This window comes from Catenulispora rubra (assembly GCF_015356825.1).
GTDB classification, from domain to species: Bacteria; Actinomycetota; Actinomycetes; order Streptomycetales; family Catenulisporaceae; genus Catenulispora; species Catenulispora rubra.
This window is the reverse complement of record NZ_JAACYW010000151.1, coordinates 1-20,686: the sequence shown is the minus strand read 5'-3', so window position 1 is coordinate 20,686 and position 20,686 is coordinate 1. Positions and strand designations below refer to the sequence as shown.

Below are 20,686 nucleotides of genomic sequence, written 5' to 3'. Positions count from 1 at the left end.
GAGCCACAGCCCGCGCCGATTCGGGACCAGCTGCCTCCGCGCACCGAGCCAGCTGTGCACTCCCGACCCCGCCGCGCCTGCCTCGCCGAACGTTCTGCACAAGGCACACCTGCCGCGCGCCCGACCACCCCGGCCGGTAAGTTGCGCATGTGCAACCGAGCGAGCAGGCACCGGCCGCCCCGAACCTCGCCGTCCTCGACCGGGAGCTGTGCGACTGTCGGGCGTGTCCGCGCCTGGTCGCGTGGCGGGAGGAGGTCGGGCGGGTCAAGCGCAAGTCGTTCGCCGACCAGTCGTACTGGGCGCGTCCGATTCCCGGCTTCGGGCCGGCTGACGCGCGCCTGCTCATCGTCGGGCTCGCGCCGGCGGCGCATGGGGGCAACCGGACTGGGCGCATGTTCACCGGGGATCGGTCCGGGGACATCCTCGTCGAGGCGCTCCATGCCCTCGGCCTCGCGAATCAGCCGACCTCGGTCGCCGCCGACGATGGTCTGGAGCTGCGCGGCGTCCGCTTCACCGCCCCGGTGCACTGCGCGCCGCCGGACAACAAGCCAACTCCCGCCGAGCGCGACACCTGTCGGCCCTGGCTGGTGCGCGAGCTGGAGCTCATGCGGCCGAGCGTGCGGGCGATGGTGGTGCTCGGCGCCTTCGGCTGGCAGGCGCTGTTCCCGGCCATCGCCGCCGCCGGCTCCTGGACGGTCCCGAAGCCCCGCCCCGTCTTCGGCCACGCCACCCGCGTCGAGCTGGCCGCGGCCGACGGCGGCGCCGCGCTGGCGATCCACGGCTGCTACCACGTCAGCCAGCAGAACACCTTCACCGGACGCCTCACCCCGCAGATGCTGCGCGACGTGATCGGGGCCGCCGCCGCGGAGGCGGGCTTGTGACCGGGCCACCGGGACGCGCGCCGGTCAAGACGCCGCGTCCAACGCCTCCAACCCGCTGGCCTGCGTCCGCCAGTCGCTGACGTTCGGGTTCGAACCCGACCCCTGCCCCGACCACCGCTCCCCGATCCGGTTGAGCGAGTCACGGTCCGAAGCCCACAACGAACCCGTCTGAGCCTGGATGAACGAGCTGTAAGCGCCCCCGACCGAGCCGTCATCGTTCAGCTGCCCCAGGAACCGCATGAAGATCCCCTTGAACTGCTTCTGATTGTCGTCACACGTCGCGTTCAACGCATCGCACGACTCCGTGAGCAGCCCGTTCGACACCAACGTCGGCGAGTCCACCGCCGAGTCCGCCAGATACCGCGCCTCGCTCAGGTCGCCGCCGTCGCCGGTGGCCCGGTACATCTCCTGCGCCGCGCCGATGGCCAGCCCCTGGTTGTACGTCCACACCGTCTGCCCGTTGTTCGCACACGAACCCGTCAGCCCGTCGTTCACCAGCCCCGACCCGTTGATCAGCCCGCTGGACCGGAACCAGTTCCACGCGGTCGTCGCCTGCGCCAACCAGGCCGTGTCGCCCGGAATCCGGTTGTGCAGCGCGGCGGTCAGGTCCACATACAGTGCGTTCGTCACAGAGTTCTTGTACGTCTTCTGCGTGTTCCACCAGACGCCGCCCCCGCAGCTGCTCGTGTCCCACAGGGTACTGACATAGTTCATGATGGTGACGGCCTCATCGAGATACGTCTGGTTCCACGTCAGGTCATAGGCGTCGATCCACGCCAACGCCCACCACTCCGTGTCGTCCGTGGCCTGGCTGATGAAGTCGCCCTGGATGGCGTCCGAACTGCGCGCCCCGGCCGGGAACGCGACCTTGTTGACCTGGAACGTCCGATCGACGATCCACTGGTACGACGTGTCCCCCGAAGCCCGCGTGTAGTCGATCACCGACGTCAGAGCCACCGCGGAGTTCCACCAGCTCGACGGCCACCACGCGGTGTTCGGGTCGTACGACCACATCAGCGCGTCGGCGGCGGCACGCGTCGGCACGGCATTGGCGCGCGCCCAGGACGTGCAGCTCCCGTTCTGGCCGGTCACCGCACGCCCGCAGGCCCGCACCGCGCCGCCGTACAGCTTGCCGAGCGGATCGTCGATGTTGATCTCAACAGTCTGAGTCCCGGACGCGCCGGAAGGCGTGCTCACGCGCCCCTGGCTCGACCCGTCCGGCCACGTCGCCCCGCCGTCCCAAGACCGGTCCATCCAGACCTCGTCCCCGGCCGCGCCGCCGGAGATCGACGCCCACGCCATACCGCCGGAGTCGACGTGCAGCGAGATGTCGCGGCCCGCCAGCGTGGTGCCCGGCACCGGCGAGGTGTTCCCGGTCGAACCGCCGGAGCCGACGCCGTCACACCGAGCCGCGCACACCCGCGGGTGAACCCAGCTCGTGCACACCACGCCGTTCGCGTCACCGCAGGCCCGCACCACCGCGCGCCGGTGGTTCGACGGGTCGTACATGTTGTACATCAGGGTTCGAGTACCGGTCCACGTGCTCGGGATCCATGCCCTCCCCAGCAGGCCGTCCCAGCTGCTGCCGGCATCCCACGACCGGTCGATCCAGACCGAGTCGTTGAGCTGCCCGTTGTCGATGCTGGCCCAGGCCATCCCGTCGACGTCGTCCACGTGCAGCTCGACCACGCGGCCGTTCACGTACACGTTGGGCGTCGGGAACGTCTCCTGCTGGGCCCGCGAGGGATCACGCGTGTCGCAGTACACCGCGCACACGGTGGTCGCCGCGCTGGCCCGGGTCGGCGCCCCGAGCAGCAGTGGTGCCATCGCCGTGACCAGGGCTGTGAGGAGAATCAGGATCCTGCGCATGCCGGGCACCTCCTGGGACGCCGGACTCGGACGGGGACTCGGGCGGGGATGTCGATCAGGACGGTCGGAAAGCGGTGAATCAGGACTGCGCGAAAGTGAACCAGTGCACGTTCACGAAGTCGGCCGGCTGCCCACTGGAGAACGTCAGGTAGACCGTGTGCACGCCGGTGACCCTGCCGATGTTCGCCGGCACCGTCTCCCACGACTGCCAGCCGCCGGTGTTCCCGACGGCGAAGCTGCCGATCGGCGCCGCCGTCGGGCTGTCCAGCGCGACCTGAACCAGGCCACTGACACCGGCCGCGGCACCGGAGGCGACCCGCGCCTTGAACTGGGTCGCGCCGGCGCTGCCGAAGTCGACGTTCGAGTACGCGAGCCAGTCGCCGTTGGCGATCCAGCCGACGTCCTGGCCGCCGCCGGAGTCCGACGTGGCCTCGTTCTGCGTGCCGTTGTGCGAGCTGTAGCTCACGGCCTGGATCGTCGAGTACGCGCTAACGCTGCCCCCGCCCCCGCCGCTGGGGGAGCTGGAGGAGCTGGAGGACTGGCTCGGCCCGCCGCCGCCCGGCCCGGTCGCGGTGCCGCCGCCGACCGCGACGGTCAGCAGCGTCGGGTTGCCGTCGGACACCGCGCCGGACTGGTCGGTGCCGCCGTTCGGGGTGACGTCGTCGTACGGGAAGCCGTAGCCGCGGCCGTCCAGGCTGGCCGCGTGCGCGATCCGCGAGTAGTGGTTGGTGATCGCGTTCTTGTAGTAGTTCGCCGGGTTCTCGCCGTCGGGCTGGTTCGAGTCGATCAGCAGGGTGCTGCGATTGAACGCGGCGCTGATCCGCGCGATCAGCGTGCCGAACTCGCCGTTGGCGTTGGCGAACGGGCCGGTGCTGCAACTGAAGATGTCCGCGGCCGAGGGCTGGGAGAAGCTGCCGACGCCGGGGAAGTTCAGCTGTCCGCCGGAGACCTGGCCGGTCACGGTGCCCCAGGAGGCCTGGGTGTCGATGGTCAGCGTCTGGTTCGAGTACTGCGACCACACCTGGTTCACGTAGGGCTGGTAGTACCCGGAGAACAGCGAGCTGTTGATGACGATGCCGTTGTTCGGGCTCAGCGCGCGCAGGTTGGCCCCGCCGGAGGTGACGACCAGCTGGTCCCAGCCGGCGCCGTCCGAGGCGTGCTGGGCTCTCAGACCGGAGCAGACGGTGTCCAGGCCGTTGGCCGGCAGGCCGGCGACGGTCTGCGTCCCGCCGGAGGCGTTCGTCAGGGTCAGCGAGATCGGCAGCGCGACGAAGTCGACGAAGCTGATGTTGGCGTACATCTGCGAGTCGTTGTACGTGAACTCGCAGAAGTCCCACATCACGTGGATGTTCGGGTCCGACTGGTTGCTCACCGACGGCTCGACCAGGCCCGGGCCCGGGTTGAGCAGGAAGGTCAGCGGGGCGCCGACGGAGAACCAGATCCGGCCGCCGGCGATGTGCGGGATGGTGATCGTGGTGGTGCTGCCCGGCGCGCCGAGCGCGATCGCGCAATTGGCGCCCAGCGGACTGCCGGGGGAGCCGGGCGAGGCCGGGTTGTAGACCGTGTGCCCGTCGGACTGCAGGAGCATCAGGGCATTGTTGTTGTCGATCGCCTGGCCGGTGACGTAGGCGTAGACCTGGTTCGAGGTCGTGGTGTTCTGCAGGGCGATCTGCAACGTGGGGGTGGTCGCCGAGGCCCGGAAGGCCAGTGCGCCGGTGCCCAGGCCGAGCGCGGTGCCGCCGATCGCGACGGCGGAGGACAGCAGCTTTCTGCGATTCATCATGGGGCGCTCCTCGGGAGCGGTCTGCACCGATTGTGGGGAGGTGCATGGGGTGGGGGCCGGAAACGTTTACGACACGCGGTTCGCCTCAGAGTATGGAAACCCGGCAGTCTGCCGTCAATGTCCTGGGACCCATGGATTCGTAAAGATCGAACATCGATCTGCAAAACAGAGCACTTATTGACGGAAGGCAACGCCCGTCGTACCGTGCCGTTCGGACGCCGACCCCTACCCTCAGGGTGTCCAGCCACGCGTGCCGTCGACCGGCCGCGTGGTTGTAAGGCTACGTGTATCCCCGTCCCCAGGGAGCATCGCCCATGCGTTCATCCCCACCTGCCCGTCCCGCCGACCGGGGCGCCGTGCCGCACGCGCGCCTTTGGCACCGCCTCGCGATGTCGATCGGCGCGGTCGTGGTCCTCATCCTCGGCGTCCTCACCACCGGCCCCGGCGCCGCCCGGGCCGCGGGTTCGCAAGAACCCTGCGACATCTACGCCTCCGCGGGAACCCCGTGCGTGGCCGCGCACAGTACGGTCCGGGCGCTCTACGCGTCCTACAACGGGCCGCTCTACCAGGTCCGACGCGCCTCCGACGGCGCGACCATGGACGTCGGCCTCACCTCGGCCGGCGGTTATACGAACGCTGATTCGCAGGACGTCTTCTGCGTGCAGACCGCCTGCACGATCAACAAGGTCTACGACCAGTCGCCGCAGCACAACGACCTGACCATCGAGGGTGGCGGCGGCGCGGCCCCGAACCCGGACGTCGCGGCGAACGCCAACGCCGCGCACATCCTCGTCAACGGCTCCAAGGCCTACGGCCTGTACGTCGGGCCCGGCGTCGGCTACCGGGACGACAACACCACCGCGGTGCCCGTCGGCGGCCAGCCTCAGGGCGCGTACATGGTCGCCAGCGGCACGCACGTCAACAACGGCTGTTGCTTCGACTACGGCAACGCCGAGACCAACAACCAGGACACCGGCAACGGTCGCATGGAGTCGGTCTACATCGGCACCGGGTGCGGCCAGAGCCCCTGCGCCGGCTCCGGTCCGTGGGTCCAGGCCGACCTGGAGAACGGGCTCTACACCGGTGCGGGCAGCAACCTCGGGAACACCGGCAACAACAGCGAGTTCGTCACCGGGATGGTGAAGAGCAACAACCAGTCGACCTTCGAGGTCGAAGGCGGGAACTCGCAATCCGGCGGGCTGAGTATCTGGTACAACGGCTCGCTCCCACCCAACGGCTACACGCCGATGTCGCTGGAAGGCGCCATCGTGCTCGGCACCGGCGGGGACAACAGCAACAGCGACATGGGCACCTTCTTCGAAGGCGTGATGACCGCCGGCGTGCCCAGCGATGCCGCTGACGCCGCCGTCCAGGCCAACATCGTCGCGCAGAACTACAGCGGCAACAGCGGCGGCCGCCCGCAGTCCTCCGGCGGCACGATCACCCTGCCCGGCGGCCAGTGTGTGGACGTCCTCGGGGACGACGCCGGCCGCGATCTGACGCAGGTCAACCTGTGGAGCTGCCAGCCGAACGCGATCGACCAGCACTGGACGCACAACTCCGACGGCTCCCTGGAGACCCTGGGGCGCTGCCTGGACATCGACGGCGACGGCACCGCGGTCGGCACCAAGGTGGAGCTGTGGGACTGCAACGGCGTCGGCGGCCAGAAGTGGATCCAGCAGAGCAACGGCTCGCTGCTGAACCCGCAATCAGGGCTCTGTCTCGACGACCCGAGCGGCAACACCTCCAACGGCACGCAGCTACAGATCTACACCTGCAACAACACCCCCGCCCAGCAGTTCTCGGTCAATGGCGGCGGCACCGTCAACGGCCCCGGCAATCAGTGCGTTGACGTAGCCGGCGACGACAACGGCGGGAACCTCACGCACGTCCAGCTCTGGGACTGCCAGCCCTACGCCGCCGACCAGCACTGGTACCACAACACGAACGGCTCGCTGGAGACCCTGGGCCGCTGCCTGGACATCGACGGCAATGGCACCGCGGTCGGCACGAAGGTCGAGCTGTACGACTGCAACGGCGTCGGCGGCCAGGTCTGGCAGGCACGGTCCGACGGCTCGCTGTTCAACCCGCAGTCGGGCCTGTGCCTCGACGACCCGGGGGACAACACGGCGAACGGGACGCAGTTGCAGATCTACACCTGCAATCAGTCCGCGGCGCAGAAGTTCTCGCTTGAGTAGGAGGGTGAGTAGGAGGGTCGCGGCCGCCTGTTGAGGCTGGTCCGGCTGGTCCGGTACGTGCGGCGTGCTGTCCGGCTCACGGCCGACGGCACGCCGTCCGTAGTCCGCAAGGCGCCCTGGAACGACCTTCAGCCGCGCCGCCGACTATCGTCGACCAGGTGGACGTGACTGCGACGGATCTCCTCGACGAGGACCCGCCCGAAGATCCGGTGTCGTCGGCCGAGGACGCCGCGCCGCTGAGCCAGCCGACCGAGACGATCCAGCCGACCCCGCCGGTCCCGCTGATCCCCTTCCGCAGCCGTCGCAGACGTTGGCTGCGCCGGCTCGCGAAGACCGTCGCGGTGTTGTTCGTCGCCAGTACGTTCCTGTCCACCGTGTACAACGCCGCCACCGACGGCCGCGCCTCCGTGCCGGCCGGCCTGACCTACGTGCAGGCCGGCGACGTCTCGACCCGCTACCGCGAGTGGGGTGCGAGCGGCACGCCGATCGTCCTCGTGCACGGCTTCGTGGAGTCCGCCGACACCTGGCAGTACCTCGCGCCGCTGCTCGCCGCGCAGGGGCACCGGGTCTACGCGCTCGACATCGACGGCTGGGGCTACACGCAGCGCGTCGCGCCGTTCGACGTCGGGCACCAGGCGCGCCAGCTTGAGGCGTTCATCGAGGCCCTGCACCTGGACAAGCCGCTGCTTGTCGGCCACTCCAGCGGCGCGGCGGTGGCGGCGCTCGCGACGCTGGACAAGCCCGGCGACGTCAGCGGCATCATGTTCCTCGACGGGGACGGCCTGGCCACCGGCGCGGGGCAGAAGACGCCGCTCACGCACCTGTTCCTCAACCCGTATCGCACGACCCTGATGCGGCTGGCGATTCGTTCCGATACCGTCGTCCGCGCCATTTACGGCGCCACCTGCGGCTCGGGCTGCCCCAAACTGGACGCCGCGGGGCTGGACCAGTGGCGGCGTCCGCTGGAAGTGCCGGGCGCCGAGGAAGCATTGTGGAGCATGGTCAACCTCGGTGTCGCCGGGCTCCCGCCGGCGCGCCTAGCCGAACTGGCCACGCTGCCGATCCCGAAGTCGGTCGTGTTCGGCGGCGCCGACTCCTCCTACGACCCGGGTTCGCCGCAGTCCACCGCGGCGCGGATCGGCGCGCCGGCCCCGACTGTCATTCCCGGCGCTCAGCACCTGACGTCGGTCAACAGTCCCGGGGCCGTCGCCGAGGCGGTCGCGGCGCTGGCGGCGCGGGCCGCCGGCTAGTTTTACGCTCCGTAGCTCCGGGTCCCGCTAGCCCCTGCCGGCCGTCCGACCGGGCCCGGACGACGGACCGCCCACCCCGGCCGCCCGCAGGATCGCCAGCGCGGCGGTCACCGCCACCGACACGCCGCCGACCGCCGCGCCGACCTTGCGGTTGCGCAGCTGCCGGGCCTGGCGTGCTTCGTACTCGCGGCGGCTGGCTCGGCTGGGGTGCCTGTACTGGACGTCCATCGGGCCAGCTCCTGTCCTGCCGGGTGTCGGGCTGATGCCAACATGCCGCGCGGGGTGGCGGTCCGCCGCCGGGTGGTACGCCGTTCGGGGGGCGTGGGGCCGGCTCACCCCTTGGCGACCGCGCCGGCCCAGTCGAGGTTCACACCCATCTGCGCGTACATGTCGGTGTAGCCGACGAAGCAGTCGAACTTCGTGATCTTTCCGTCGTGCAGGTACCAGAAGTCGGCGGTCGGGGCGTCGATCCGCGCGCCGTTCGGCTTGAGGATGCCGGCCGGGGTCTGCGCCGGCCCCTCGAAGGTGCCCTGGATCGACAGTTCGAGGGTGACCGTGTCGCCGTCGACGGTGATGCTCTTCAGGTCGCGGTGCACGTCGGGGAAGATGCCGGCCATGCGCGTCAGGACGTCGCCGAGGGCCTGGCCCTGGTAGCTCTGGCCGGCGACCTTGTCGTTGAAGACGCCGTCCTTGGTGAAGCTGTTGATGAACGCCTTCACGTTCAGGCTCTTGCCCTCGGCGTCGTGGTACGCGCCCAGCACGACCGCCAGGTTGGCGATCTCGTGCGCGGTCAGGTGCCGGTTGGTGAGCGGCAGCGCGGCGAGCTGGCTGCGGCTCAGGGCCGCGTGCGACTGCGTGACGCCGGCCGGGCTTGCGGCCTGCGCCGGCGCGGCGGCGATGGCGACGCCGGTCAGGCTGGCGACGGCGGCGGCGGTGACGATCGTCTTGCGGGTGAGCGAGGTCATGGCCTTCTCCCAGTTATTTAATCAAGCATTCGTTTGAACAGTTAGAAGCATGGCGCGGATCGCGCGACCCTGTCAAGCGAATGTTTGAACTTCGGCTGTGAGCTGGGAGGAAGCCGATTTGGAGGAAGTCGGGGCGCCAGCGGCCCGCGGCAGGATCCTGCGACGCTCGGCGAGGTGCGGCGAGCCTACTTCGCCCGCTCCGCCGCCATCCCCGCGACGAACCCCGTCGTGTGCCGCCCGGCCCGGTGCGCCGGGTGCGCGAGGATCTCGCGCAGGAAGCCGATCGTCGTGCGCAGGCCGTGCCCCTCGACGCGGAACTCGCCGAGTGCGCGGTCCATTCTGGCGAGGGCCTGGTCGCGGTCGGGGGCCCAGACGACCGTCTTGGCCAGCAGCGAGTCGTAGTCCGGCCCGACCAGCCAGCCCGGGTAGGCGTGCGAGTCCACGCGGACGAAGGGTCCGCCCGGCGGCACGAACTCCGTCAGCAGGCCCGGGGCCGGTGCGAAGTCCTGGTCCGGGTCCTCGGCGTTCACCCGGCTCTCGATCGCCCAGCCTCTCGGCGCGACGTCCTCCTGCCGGATGGTCAGCGGCAGCCCGGCGGCGATCAGCAGCTGCTCCCGCACCAGATCAATCCCCGTGGTCATCTCGGTGACCGGGTGCTCCACCTGGAGCCGGCAGTTGACCTCCATGAGGTGGAACGAGCCGTCGGCCGCGAGCACGAACTCGAACGTCGCCGCCCCGACATACCCCACCGCCAGCGCACCGCGCACAGCCGCGTCGCACATCTGCCCGCGCAGCGCGTCGGGCAGGTTCGGCGCCGGCGCCTCCTCGATCAGCTTCTGATACCGGCGCTGGACCGAGCAGTCCCGCTCGCCGAGGTGCACCGCGGCGCCGTGCCGGTCGCACAGCACCTGCACCTCGATGTGGCGCGCGTCCTCGACGAAGCGCTCCACGTAGAGCCGGTCGTCGCCGAATACGGCACGAGCGTGCGCGCTGGTCTGGCGGAAGGCCTGCGTCAGCTGGTCACCGGCCCGCACCACGGCGATACCGCGTCCGCCGCCGCCGGCCACCGCCTTGAGGATCAGCGGGTATCCGATCTCGTCGGCGACCTTGCGTGCCTCGGCCAGCCCGGTCACCGCTCCGACCGACCCCGGCAGCACCGGCAGTCCGGCCTCGGCCATCAGCTGCCGGGCCAGGGCCTTGTCGCCGAGTTTCTCGATCACGTGCGGCGGCGGGCCGATGAACGTGATGCCGTGGGCCTCGCAGACCTCTGCGAAATCAGGGTCCTCCGACAGGAAACCGTACCCGGGGTGGATCGCGTCGGCGCCGGTGCGCAGCGCCGCCTCCATGACCGAGGGCATGTGCAGGTAGCTGGCCTTCGCCGACGACGGCCCGATGTGCACGGACTCGTCGGCGAAGCGCACCACCGCGGACTCCCGGTCCGCGGTGGAGTGCACGGCCACGGTACGGATGCCCAGCTCCCGGCAGGTGCGGGCGACCCGCAGGGCGATCTCGCCCCGGTTGGCGATCAGCACGGTCCCGAACACGGCGCTCAGCGCCCGGCTGACGGCTCGCGGGCCGGCTCGACGACGATCAGCGGCTGCTGGAACTCCACAGCACCGCCGTCGGGCACGAGGACCTCCCGCACGATCCCCGCGACCTGGACCTCGACCGGACTCATCATCTTCATCACTTCGAGGATCCCGATCCGCTGTCCCGGCACGACGCTGTCGCCCACCGCCACGAACGGCGGCGCGCCGGGCTCGGGGGAGTGATAGAACGTGCCGATCATCGGCGCGCACACGCGCTGGAACCCGTCGTCGGCGGCGCCAGCAGCTTCGGCAGCCAGAGAATCCGTGTGCGGCGAAGAGGATCCGGCCGCGTCCCGACCGACTCCGGCCCCTGATACCGGCGCGCTCGTCTCCGAAACAGGCGCAGGCCACTCGATCTCCAACGCGGTCCCCAGATGCTCCAGCCGGATCCGGCTCGGCGGCTCCGGCCGCGTCCGCGCCAGATCCGCGACGTGGTGGCACATCGCCGCCAGATCAGCCGTCTCCGGCCCGACCGCCGCAGCCCGCATCACACCACCCGTCGCGTGTCGTCGCACCACGCCGTTCTTGGCAGCCTCGTCCCTGAGGTCGGTGGTCACGGCCTGCTCCTTTCCTCGGGTCCCACCGACTCGGCCTCTTCAGTCCCGAACCGGTGGAAACGGTCTCTGCGCTCGGCGATCAGCCGCTGCGGGTCCCAGGGCATGAGCTCCTGAAGCGTCGCCTTCAACGCGCTCTCCAGCAGCACGGCCGCCCCGGCGGAGTCCCGGTGCGCACCGTCCGGCGGCTCCGGGACGACCCCGTCGACGATGCCGAGCCGCAGCAGGTCCCCGGCCTGCACCCGCAACGCGGCGGCCGCCGTCGTCGCCGCCTCCGGCGCCTTCCACAGGATCGCGGCGCAGCCCTCCGGGCTGATCACCGAGTACATCCCGTTCGCGCTCACCAGCACCCGGTCGGCCACCGCCAACGCCAGCGCCCCGCCGCTGCCGCCCTCGCCGGTCAGCACGGCCACGATCGGCACCGGCAGCCGCGCCATCAGCCGCAGGTTCTCGGCGATCGCGACCGCCTGCCCGGCCCGCTCGGCATCAGGACCCGGATTCGCCCCCGGCGTGTCGATGAGCGTGACGACCGGCAGCCCGAGCTTGGCGGCCATCCGCATCAGCCGCGCCGCCTTGCGGTAGCCGGCCGGGGTCGCCATGCCGAACCGCCGCCGCCGGCGTTCGGTGAGATCCGGTCCGCCCTTGTGGTGGCCGATCAGCATCACCGGAATCCCGGCGACCAGACCGGTCCCGCCGACGATGGCCGGGCAGTCCTCGGCCAGGCGGTCGCCGTGCAGCTCCTGGAAGTCGTCGACGACGTGCCGGATGTAGTCGGGCGTGGTCGGCCGCTCGGGATGGCGCGCCAGGCGGACGGTGTCCCAGGCGGCGCGTTCGGTGAGCTGGTCGGCCGTCCGGAAGATCGCTTCGCCGGCGCCCTCGACGACGCCTTCGACGACAGCGGAAGGCGAGCCCGGGGCCGGATCGGCGGGAGATCGGTCGCCGATGCTCAGCACCCGCGCCAACGCCGACCGAAGACCGGCCCGCGGCACCACGTCGTCCACCATCCCGTGCCGCAGCAGGAACTCAGCAGTCTGAAACCCCTCGGGAAGGCGCTCGCCGATCGTCTGCTCGATCACCCGGGGCCCGGCGAACCCCATCCGGGCCCCGGGCTCGGCGAAGATGACGTCGGCCAGGCTCGCGAACGACGCCGCCACGCCCCCGTACGTCGGGTCGGTGATCAGCGACACCGTCAGGATCCCGGCCTCGTCCAGCGCCGCGAACGCCTGTGCGGTCTTCGCCATCTGCATCAGCGACAGCACGCCCTCCTGCATCCTGGCCCCGCCGGAGGCGGTCACGACCAGCAGCGGGACCCGGCGCGCCAGGCTCGTCGCGGCCGCCTGGGCGATCATCGCCCCGACGGCGCACCCGAGGCTGCCGCCGAGGAACCGGAAGTCCATCGCGACGGCCACCACCGGATGTCCCTCGATCAGGCCACTGACACTGACCGCGGCGTCGGACAACCCGGTGTCGGCCCGGGCGTCCCGCAACCGGTCCGGGTACGGCCGGCTGTCCACGAACTCCAGCGGATCGTGCACCGTCGGGCCGCCCCGGATCGGTACGGCCGATCCGGGGTCGAGCAGCTGGTCCAGCCGTTCGGGCGCGGTCAGCCGTCCGTGCCGCGCGCACTCCGGGCAGACTTTCAGCATCCTGATGAAGCGCTTGGCGTAGAGCAGCCCTTCGCAGCCCTCGCACCGCACCCAGTGCGACGCCGAAGACTCCCGTGCCCCCTCGACGGCGGTCACGGCCAGTCGCCCGAGCCGGCCCGGTCCCAGCGGTAGAACTCGCGGGCCATCGCGTCCTTGGGCTCGCGCCAGGTGTCCGGGTCGTAGGCGTTGACGTACGCGGCCAGCCGTTCGCTGACGGCCCGGAACTCCGGATGCCCCGCGTGCCGCGCGACCTGCGGCCCGGCCGGCTGCTCGGACTCGATCAGGTGCAGGTAGACGTCGCCGAACTGGAACAGGCTGCGGCCCCGGACGCCGATCAGGTCCGGCAGCTCGCCGCGGTCGGAGTCGGCGAAGACCTCTGCGATACCGTCCGCGGAGCCCGGCTTCATCCGGGCGACGATGAGGGTGCGATGCACGGCCGTCACACCTCCGCCGCGCGCTTCTCGACCTTCTCGCGGATCAGGTCCATCTGGACCAGGGAGTTCTTGTTGATCCGCTGGGTCATGCCCGCGTCGTCCACCGGCGCGGTCGGCTTCATCGCGAAGTCCTGGATCCAGCGCATGCTGGTGCCCTCCGGGACCTCGCCGTACTCCCACCGGATGTCCATGTACTCGAACGGTCCGGGTTCGACCCGGCGCGCGCGGACGGCTTGCGCTTCGCGGTCCGTCTCGCGTTCGGAGACCCAGCTCCAGATCTTGCCGTTCTCGTCGGGATGCATCGTCAATCGGAAGCGCGTGCGCTCGCCTTCGCGGTCCAGCACCTCCACGGACGCGTACTCGCTGAACAAGCTGGGCCAGTTCTCCAGATCGTTCGTGATCTGCCACACCAGATCCAGCGGGGCGTTGATGACGACGGTGTTGTCGGTGTGCCCGGGCATGTCAGGACCCTTCCTTTAACGAGAGGTTCACGGCTTGTAGGAACTCGGCCGAGGACTTGGAGGTCTCGGCGGAGGTCATCGACCGGCCGTGCCGGTTCTCCAGTTCCCCGACGACGGCCAGCAGCCCGAGCGAGTCCACCCCGAAGTCGTCGAAGGTGGCGCCCGGCCGGTCCAGGTCGAGCGGGCTGACGGTGACCCCGGCCTTCTGCTTCAGCAAGGTGGCCAGGTCCGTGGAGGTGAGTTCGACGGTCATGGGTGGCTCCTTCGTCGTGTCCCTGTCGGGACGTTCATCGGGGGGTCGTCGGGCCTGTCAGCACTCTGAGCCGCGCCTGAGGACCAGAGCGGAGTTGGAGCCCATCAGGCCCCTGCTGAGCACCAGCGCGGTGCGCGGTGCGGTGGTCCGGGCGAAACCCGTGACCAGGTCGAGGTCGTACGCGCAGCCGTCGGCGTTCGGGGTCGGCGGGATCAGTCCCTGCTCCAGGGCCAGTGCGGCGGCGGCCGTGTCGAGCGCCGAGGCTCCGCAGTAGGCGCGGCCGATACCCGCCTTGGGCGCGGTCACCGCGACCCGCGCGGCGTGTTCGCCCAGCACGTCGGCCAGCGCCAGGGCCTCGGCGCGGTCGGCCTCGGGCACGGCGAGGGCGTCGGCGAAGACCACGTCCACGTCCTCCGGCGGGCAGTCCGCCTCGGCGAGCGCACCACGGATGGCGTGCGCGAGTCCTTCCCGCGACTCGGCCCACCGGGACGCGCCGGTGAACGTCGCGGCGTGCCCAGCCACCACGGCCCGGATCCGCGCGCCGCGAGCCCGTGCGGTCGCCTCGTCTTCGAGCACGAAGAAGGCGCCGCCTTCGGCCGGCACGAATCCGTTGGCCTGCTTGGCGAAAGGCAGATACGCCTGCTCGGCCTCGGCGACGGTGCTCAGCTCCGGGTACCCGAGCTGGCACACCATCGAGTACGGCGCGATCGGTGCCTCGACCGCACCGACCACCACCGCGCTGGTGCCCCGCACGACGTTGCGAGCGGCGTGCGCGAGCGCGTCCAGACCGCCGGGCTCGTCGCTGGCCACCACCCCGCACGGTCCCTTGAACCCGCCGCGGATGGAGATCTGCCCGGTGCTCGCCGCGTAGAACCAGGCGATCGACTGGTACGGCCCGACATGGTGCGGACCCTGGCTCCACAGCTGCTGGAGCTCGCGCTGGCCGAACTCGCCTCCGCCTGAGCCGGCCGCCGTCACCACGCCGATGCCGAAGGGGTCGCCGTCCGGGTCGATCGGCAGCGCGGAGTCGTCGAGCGCCATACCGGCGGCGGCCAACGCGAAGTGCGTGAACCGGTCGGTCGCGACCAGAACCCGGTCCTCGACGAACTGCGCCGGATCGAAACCCTTGACCAGCCCGGCGATCCGCAGCGGGTACTGCTCGCAGCCCTCCCGGTCGATCGGGGCGAGCACGGAAGTGCCCTGACACGTCGCCTTCCAGAAGTCGTCGGTGCCGACGCCGTTGGGCGCCACCACCCCGATCCCGGTGATCGCCGCGCGTCGGCGGGCCGTGGAGCCGTTCATAAGGAGGCTCCTTCACGGCTGAGCACGACCGCCGACTGGAAGCCGCCGAAGCCGCTGCCGACCGAGAGCACGTGGCGCAGCGGGAGCTCGCGGGCGCTGCCCGGGACGTAGTCCAGGTCGCATTCCGGATCGGGCTTGCTGTAGTTGGCCGTCGGCGGGACCACGCCGTGGTGCAGCGCCAGGGCGCAGGCCGCCAGCTCGATCGCGCCGATGGCCCCGAGCGAGTGCCCGACCATCGACTTGATCGAGCTCATCGGGGTCTGATACGCGTGCGCGCCGAGCGAGCGTTTGACCGCGGCGGTCTCGTGGCGGTCGTTCTGTTTGGTGCCCGAGCCGTGGGCGTTGACGTAGTCCACGTCCGCCGGGTCGAGCCGGGCGTGGTCCAGGGCGCGGTCGATCGCCTCGGACATCTCCCGGCCCTCCTGCGTGAGCCCGGTCATGTGGTGCGCGTTGCCGAACGTCGCGAAGCCGTTGAGCACCGCGTAGATCCGCGCGCCGCGCCGGCGGGCCTGCTCCAGTTCCTCCAGGACCAGCACGGCTCCGCCCTCGCCGAGCACGAAGCCGTCCCGGCCGGCGTCGAAGGGACGGGAGGCGTGCTCGGGGTCGTCGTTGCGCGCCGAGGTGGCCTTGATCGCGTCGAAGCAGGCGACGGTGATCGGCGAGATCGGGGAGTCGCAGGCTCCTGCGATCACCACGTCGGCCCGGCCGTCCTCGATCGCCTGCGCGGCGTAGCCGACGGCGTCCAGGCCGGAGGTGCAGCCGGTGGAGACGGTTTGTACGGGCCCTGAGGCGCCGAAGCGTTCGGCCACGGCCGAGGCCAGGGTGCTCGGCGCGAAGGCGCGTTCGAGGTAGGAACCGGCCTTGCGGTGGTCGACGTCCCAGGCCTGGCCTTCGGCGCTGACCCCGACGTAGTCGTGCTCCAGCCGGGTCGTGGCGCCGACCGCGGTCCCCAGCGACACCGCGAGCCGCCACGGATCGGCGGCGCCGAGGTCCAGGCCGCTGTCCTGGATCGCCTCGGCCGCGGCGGCGAGCGCGAACCATACGTAGCGGTCGTTGCGGTCGATCTCCTCGGCGCTCAGGCCGCCGGCGGCGGGGTCGAAGTCGCACTCGGCGGCGATGCGGGAGCGGAAGCCCTCGGGGTCGAAGAAGGTGATGGCGCGGGTGGCCGTGCGGCCGGCCGAGAGCAGGTCCCAGAACGCCGGGACGCCTGTCGCCCCGGGCGCCACCACGCCGATTCCCGTCACGGCCGCCCGACGGGTCGCCATCGGAGGGGTCGACATCGCAGGGGTCGTCATCGGACGGCCTCCGCCGGTTCCGGCGCGTCCTCCTGCTCGGTGTCCACGTGGCCGAGCTCCGGGCTCGGGGCCAGCGGGCCGAGGTGGAACACCAGGCGCGCCTCGGTGGTGCCGACGTTGCGGAACCGGTGGCGCATACCGATCGGGATCATCAGGCCCTGGTCCGGGCGCAGCGGCTGCGGTGTGCCGTCGAGGTCGACCACGAGGTCGCCGCTGACGACGAAGACGAACTCCTCGGAGAAGGGGTGGTAGTGCTCGCCGATGCGCTCCCCGGGCTGCACGATCGCGACTCCCATGAACCCGCTCGTCGCGCCGACCGCGGACGGCGTGAGCATGGCCCGCAGGTCGCCGCCGCGGCGGCGGTTCGACGGAGCGTCGCTGACATTGACGACGACAGGCAGGTGCGTGGTCATGACAAACTTCCCCTTGCGCTTCGGGTGGCCCGGCACCAGGTGTCGGGAGTTCGCGGTTTCGCAGTGTTGGCAGTGTCGGCAGCGTTCGCAGTGTTCGCAGTGTTCGCATATCGGCCGTCGGGCCCGGCTCCGGTTCGATCGTCAGGCCTGCGGCGAGCGCCGGTCGGTGATCGGCGTCAGCTCCCAGCCGGCCAGCGCGGCCCGGCGGCCGTCGTCGTCGCGCAGCTCCGGCGCGGACCGCAGCAGCCGGGCCAGCACGGCGCCGGCCCGGGGACCGGTGAGGCCGAGCGCCGCCGCCGGATCGGTCTGCGGCGGCACGGTCAGGTCGACCAACCGGACCACGCAGTCCTCGCGCTGGAACACGGTGCTGCGCACGAGCGGCGAGGCCGAGTCGTTCACGGCGGCCTTGTCCTGGCGGGAGAGGTACTCGGCGACCGCGGCGCCGCAGCCTGGCCGCGCCGGATAGGAGAACGCGTACCGGCTCGGCTCCTGCGCGGACGGGGGCTGCTTGGCGCGCGCGTGGTGATGGACGGCGGGCAGCGCGGCGCGCATGAAGAAGTCTCTGGCGGACAGCGGGTCGCTCAGATCCCGGGCCTGCTCCAGATACGGATTGATCGCCTCCTCGACCGCCCTCACCTCGGGCTGCGCGGCGACGTGGCGCAGGGCGGCGACCAGGTCGCCGACCACTTCGACCGAACGGACCACCTGGTTTCCGCGCATGAACAGCGAGGTGCGGACCAGGCGCGTGGTGTCGTCGACCTTTGCCGCAGGGGAGGTGTAGCCGGCGAGGATGCCGGCGACGGTCTGTTCGCTGCCGGGCTTCACGAAGAAGGTGAGTGCGTGCCGGGTGATGCCGTCCGGCCCGGGCCCGAGCGCCACGGGGTGCGCCGATCCGTTCCGTTCCCTCGGCGGCAGGGCGCTGTCGACGCTCCGCGTGCCGAAGGTCTCCCGGAACACCGTGAACCGCAGGGATCTGGTGTCCCGGACGCAGCTGCTCAGGGGTCTGACGACCTCGCGGTGCTCCGGGCTGTCCAACCAGGTCAGGAACGGCTCGGCGGCCTCCCACTCGCTGGTGATCAGCCAGCGCAACGGGTCCTCGGTGGACTGGCAGAGCTGGTCCATCAGATGTCCCGGCACGGCCGAGACCTGGTACCGCATCTGCTCGTAGGCGTCGAGGAAGCGTTGTTGCGCGCCGTCTTGCACATCCAGCAACAGGACGACCCGCAAGCGGGAGTCGGTCGTCGGGCGGGCGCGCTCGTCGAGGACGGCAGACGGCTGAGCCATGATCGCCTCTCTCTTTCAGGTGGCCTGACCACCAGATCGTTTCCGAGGTATCCGGATGGCGCGATGATTCGCATCCATCCGGGCGAAATCCGCACAATGAGGACGCTTGCGGGGGATGGAGAAGAGGAGAGGTCTGCCGGGACGCCGAGAACCGTCGGCCGAGCCGGCTGACCGCCGGGACACGCCACGAATGGAGCCATGCCGTGAACCAGCCAAGCGCGCACCGGGTGCCGGTCCTCGTCGTCGGAGGCTCCCTCGTGGGCCTGTCGACGTCGGTGTTCCTGGGCCGGCTCGGGGTCCCCCACCTGCTCGTCGAGCGGCACGCGCGGACCTCGCACCACCCCCGGGGGCGCGGCAACAACCTGCGGACCATGGAGCTGTTCCGGGTCGCCGGGGTGGACGCCGGCATCCGGCGGGCGGCGTCAGTCCTGCGCGACAACCACGGGATCCTGCAAGCGGACACGTTGGCGGGGACCGAGCAGGAGTGGCTGTTCCGGCAGATCGATCCGGGCGGCCGGACGGCCGGGTTCAGTCCCGCTTCGTGGTGTTTGTGCAGTCAGAACGATCTCGAACCGGTGCTGTTGCGGCACGCGGAGAAGTTGGGCGGCACGGTCCGTTTCGGCACGGAGCTGGTCTCGTTCGAACAGGATGGCGATGGCGTCACCGCAGAGCTGGTCGAGCGGTCCACCGGAGAGCGCAGCACGGTCCACGCCGACTACCTGGTCGCCGCCGACGGACCCCGCAGCCCGATCCGGGAACGCCTGGGCATCAGCCAGAGCGGACGTGGCGACCTGTTCCACAACGTCAGCGTCACCTTCCGCGCGAGCCGGCTCGCCGAGGTGGTGGGGGACCGGTTGTTCATCGCCTGCTACGTGACCAACCCCGAGGGCGCCGGTGCGCTGCTCCCGGTGGACAACCGCGAGAACTGGGTCTTCCACCTGCCGTGGCATCCCGACCGGGGCGAGACGATCGAGGACTTCACCGACGAGCGGTGCACGGCGCACATCCGGGCGGCCGCGGGCGTTCCCGACCTGCCGGTGGAGATCACCGGCCGGGCGCCGTGGCACGCGGCCGAGCGCGTGGCCGACCGGTACCACTCCGGCCGGGTCTTCCTGGTCGGCGATTCAGCGCACGAGATGCCGCCGACCGGGGCGTTCGGTTCGAACACAGGTATTCAGGATGCGCACAATCTCGCGTGGAAGCTGGCCGCCGTGCTGGGCGGTTGGGCGGGACCGGAGCTGCTGGAATCGTACGGGGCCGAGCGCCGGCCGGTGGCCGTGGAGACCGCGTCGCGTGCCGTGCTCCGCTCGGCTGAGCACCGGCACCCGGGCTTCGACGCGCCGGCCGGTGGTCCCGGTCGGACGTCGATGCTGCCGGCCGTGCTCGGGTATCGGTATACGGCGGGCGCTGTCGTCGGTGCGGATGCGCAGGCGCCGATTGTTCCGGAGAACTTCGCGGCCACGGGGGAGCCTGGGACCAGGGCCCCGCACCTGTGGCTCGATCGGGACGGCGAGAGGGTGTCGACCATCGATCTGTTCGAGCGCGTCCCGGTGCTGCTGACGGCGCACGACAGCGCGTGGCACGCCGCCGCGGCGCCGGTGGCGGCGGAGCTCGGGGTGCCGCTGGAGTGCCACGCGCCGAATACGGACACTGATTGGCAGCAGGCCTACGGCGTCGAGCCGGACGGCGCGGCGCTGGTGCGGCCGGACGGGTTCGTCGCGTGGCGGTCGGGCGGCGGGGCGAGTGATGCGAAGGCCGAGTTGGGGGATGTGCTGCGCGAGGTGTTCAGGCTTTGATATTTGGGTGCTGGGACGGGATCCCGCACCTTCCCGCTCGAAGACTCACCGCCGCTCGCCGACACCACACCCGCGAGCACTCGAACCGCCGCGCGGTCGTGCACAGACTCACCGCCGGCCGCCAGCGTCAACCGCGTGGCACAACTGAACTGCGCCACCCCGCGAGGCCATCCAACCATGCGCGAAGCCGTAAGGGCTCGCAGAGGATTAACCCGTAGCCTTCGGGTCTGGGGATCGTTGTTGTGGTATGGGCATATCTGTGGAGGAGTTCGCGGCGGGGCTGGCCGACAAGTACCTGGTGTTGTTTCCGCATCTGGATGAGCGGGCGCGGCGTTTGGTGATGGGCGCGGATGCCAGGGTGCTGGGTCACGGCGGGATCCGGGCGGTGGCCCGTGCCGCCGGGGTGCGGGAGGCGACGGTCTCGCTCGGCGTTGACGAGGTGGATGCCGGGGGTGAGCCGCTGGGCCGGGTGCGCCGGGTCGGCGGCGGCCGCAAGAAGCTCGCCGACACTGATCCTGGGCTCATTCCGGCGCTGCTGGCGCTGGTCGAGCCGGATGTGCGGGGCGATCCGATGTCGCCGCTGCGTTGGACGACCAAGTCGACCCGGAACCTGGCCGAGCAGCTGACCCGCGCCGGGCATCGGGTCGGCGCCGACACCGTCGGGGACCTGCTGCGCGGGGAAGGCTTCAGTCTGCAGGGAAACGCCAAGGTCG

At 70.9% G+C, this 20,686-nt stretch carries 19 protein-coding genes; 5 read left to right on the top strand and 14 right to left on the bottom strand.

Annotated elements, in window-relative coordinates; all coding sequences use genetic code 11:
* Positions 1 to 149: 149 nt before the first annotated feature.
* Positions 150 to 881, top strand: a complete 732-nt coding sequence (locus GWK61_RS32595; protein ID WP_194915530.1) for a uracil-DNA glycosylase — start codon at positions 150 to 152, stop codon at positions 879 to 881.
* A 24-nt stretch (positions 882 to 905) separates the two neighbouring features.
* On the opposite strand, the gene GWK61_RS32590 is transcribed toward GWK61_RS32595, so the two are convergent.
* The gene (locus GWK61_RS32590; RefSeq protein WP_194915529.1) at positions 906 to 2,750 is read right to left on the bottom strand and encodes a glycoside hydrolase family 76 protein; all 1,845 of its coding nucleotides are present in this window, start codon (positions 2,748 to 2,750) and stop codon (positions 906 to 908) included.
* Between the two features lie 79 nt (positions 2,751 to 2,829).
* Positions 2,830 to 4,533, bottom strand: coding sequence for a beta-1,3-glucanase family protein (locus GWK61_RS32585; RefSeq protein ID WP_194915528.1), 1,704 nt, complete (start codon positions 4,531 to 4,533; stop codon positions 2,830 to 2,832).
* Between the two features lie 314 nt (positions 4,534 to 4,847).
* On the opposite strand from GWK61_RS32585, the gene GWK61_RS32580 reads away from it, so the two are divergent.
* Positions 4,848 to 6,731 carry an arabinofuranosidase catalytic domain-containing protein gene (locus GWK61_RS32580; protein ID WP_194915527.1) on the top strand — a complete coding sequence of 628 codons (1,884 nt, stop codon included), beginning with the start codon at positions 4,848 to 4,850 and terminating at the stop codon, positions 6,729 to 6,731.
* Between the two features lie 158 nt (positions 6,732 to 6,889).
* Positions 6,890 to 7,981, top strand: a complete 1,092-nt coding sequence (locus GWK61_RS32575) for an alpha/beta hydrolase (protein WP_323747859.1) — start codon at positions 6,890 to 6,892, stop codon at positions 7,979 to 7,981.
* Positions 7,982 to 8,008: 27 nt separating this feature from the next.
* Here the strand turns inward: GWK61_RS32575 and GWK61_RS32570 are convergent, their stop codons facing one another.
* The 12 genes from GWK61_RS32570 to GWK61_RS32515 form a co-directional block, all read right to left on the bottom strand.
* Positions 8,009 to 8,209 carry a hypothetical protein gene (locus GWK61_RS32570; protein WP_194915526.1) on the bottom strand — a complete coding sequence of 67 codons (201 nt, stop codon included), beginning with the start codon at positions 8,207 to 8,209 and terminating at the stop codon, positions 8,009 to 8,011.
* Between the two features lie 104 nt (positions 8,210 to 8,313).
* A complete protein-coding gene (locus tag GWK61_RS32565) occupies positions 8,314 to 8,946 on the bottom strand; it encodes a nuclear transport factor 2 family protein (protein ID WP_194915525.1) in 633 nt (210 codons plus the stop codon).
* Positions 8,947 to 9,131: 185 nt separating this feature from the next.
* Positions 9,132 to 10,490, bottom strand: a complete 1,359-nt coding sequence (locus GWK61_RS32560; protein WP_194915524.1) for an acetyl-CoA carboxylase biotin carboxylase subunit — start codon at positions 10,488 to 10,490, stop codon at positions 9,132 to 9,134.
* A 5-nt stretch (positions 10,491 to 10,495) separates the two neighbouring features.
* Entirely contained in the window at positions 10,496 to 11,092 is a 597-nt protein-coding gene (locus GWK61_RS59945) for an acetyl-CoA carboxylase biotin carboxyl carrier protein (RefSeq protein WP_323747858.1), read from the bottom strand.
* Positions 11,089 to 12,831 carry an acetyl-CoA carboxylase, carboxyltransferase subunit beta gene (gene accD, locus GWK61_RS32550; RefSeq protein ID WP_194915523.1) on the bottom strand — a complete coding sequence of 581 codons (1,743 nt, stop codon included), beginning with the start codon at positions 12,829 to 12,831 and terminating at the stop codon, positions 11,089 to 11,091. The genes GWK61_RS59945 and accD overlap by 4 nt, the downstream gene beginning before the upstream one ends.
* Positions 12,828 to 13,169 (bottom strand): TcmI family type II polyketide cyclase, encoded by a 342-nt coding sequence (locus GWK61_RS32545; protein ID WP_194915522.1) that lies wholly within the window; start codon positions 13,167 to 13,169, stop codon positions 12,828 to 12,830. Before GWK61_RS32545 ends, accD begins: the two co-directional genes overlap by 4 nt.
* Before the next feature lie 5 nt (positions 13,170 to 13,174).
* On the bottom strand, positions 13,175 to 13,630 hold the full coding sequence (locus tag GWK61_RS32540) for an SRPBCC family protein (protein ID WP_194915521.1): 456 nt from the start codon (positions 13,628 to 13,630) through the stop codon (positions 13,175 to 13,177).
* Between the two features lies 1 nt (position 13,631).
* Positions 13,632 to 13,883, bottom strand: coding sequence for an acyl carrier protein (locus tag GWK61_RS32535; RefSeq protein WP_194915520.1), 252 nt, complete (start codon positions 13,881 to 13,883; stop codon positions 13,632 to 13,634).
* 57 nt (positions 13,884 to 13,940) lie between these two features.
* Positions 13,941 to 15,185 (bottom strand): beta-ketoacyl synthase N-terminal-like domain-containing protein, encoded by a 1,245-nt coding sequence (locus GWK61_RS32530; RefSeq protein WP_194915519.1) that lies wholly within the window; start codon positions 15,183 to 15,185, stop codon positions 13,941 to 13,943.
* A complete protein-coding gene (locus GWK61_RS32525) occupies positions 15,182 to 16,465 on the bottom strand; it encodes a beta-ketoacyl-[acyl-carrier-protein] synthase family protein (RefSeq protein ID WP_323747857.1) in 1,284 nt (427 codons plus the stop codon). The genes GWK61_RS32530 and GWK61_RS32525 overlap by 4 nt, the downstream gene beginning before the upstream one ends.
* A gap of 11 nt (positions 16,466 to 16,476) precedes the next feature.
* Positions 16,477 to 16,893 carry a cupin domain-containing protein gene (locus tag GWK61_RS32520; protein WP_194915518.1) on the bottom strand — a complete coding sequence of 139 codons (417 nt, stop codon included), beginning with the start codon at positions 16,891 to 16,893 and terminating at the stop codon, positions 16,477 to 16,479.
* A 141-nt stretch (positions 16,894 to 17,034) separates the two neighbouring features.
* Positions 17,035 to 18,177, bottom strand: a complete 1,143-nt coding sequence (locus GWK61_RS32515; protein WP_194915517.1) for a SchA/CurD-like domain-containing protein — start codon at positions 18,175 to 18,177, stop codon at positions 17,035 to 17,037.
* A 203-nt stretch (positions 18,178 to 18,380) separates the two neighbouring features.
* Between GWK61_RS32515 and GWK61_RS32510 the strand changes: the two genes are divergently transcribed.
* Positions 18,381 to 19,973, top strand: a complete 1,593-nt coding sequence (locus GWK61_RS32510) for an FAD-dependent oxidoreductase (RefSeq protein WP_194915516.1) — start codon at positions 18,381 to 18,383, stop codon at positions 19,971 to 19,973.
* A 247-nt stretch (positions 19,974 to 20,220) separates the two neighbouring features.
* On the top strand, positions 20,221 to 20,686 hold a 466-nt coding region (locus GWK61_RS32505), incomplete at its 3' end, for an ISAzo13-like element transposase-related protein (RefSeq protein ID WP_438939792.1).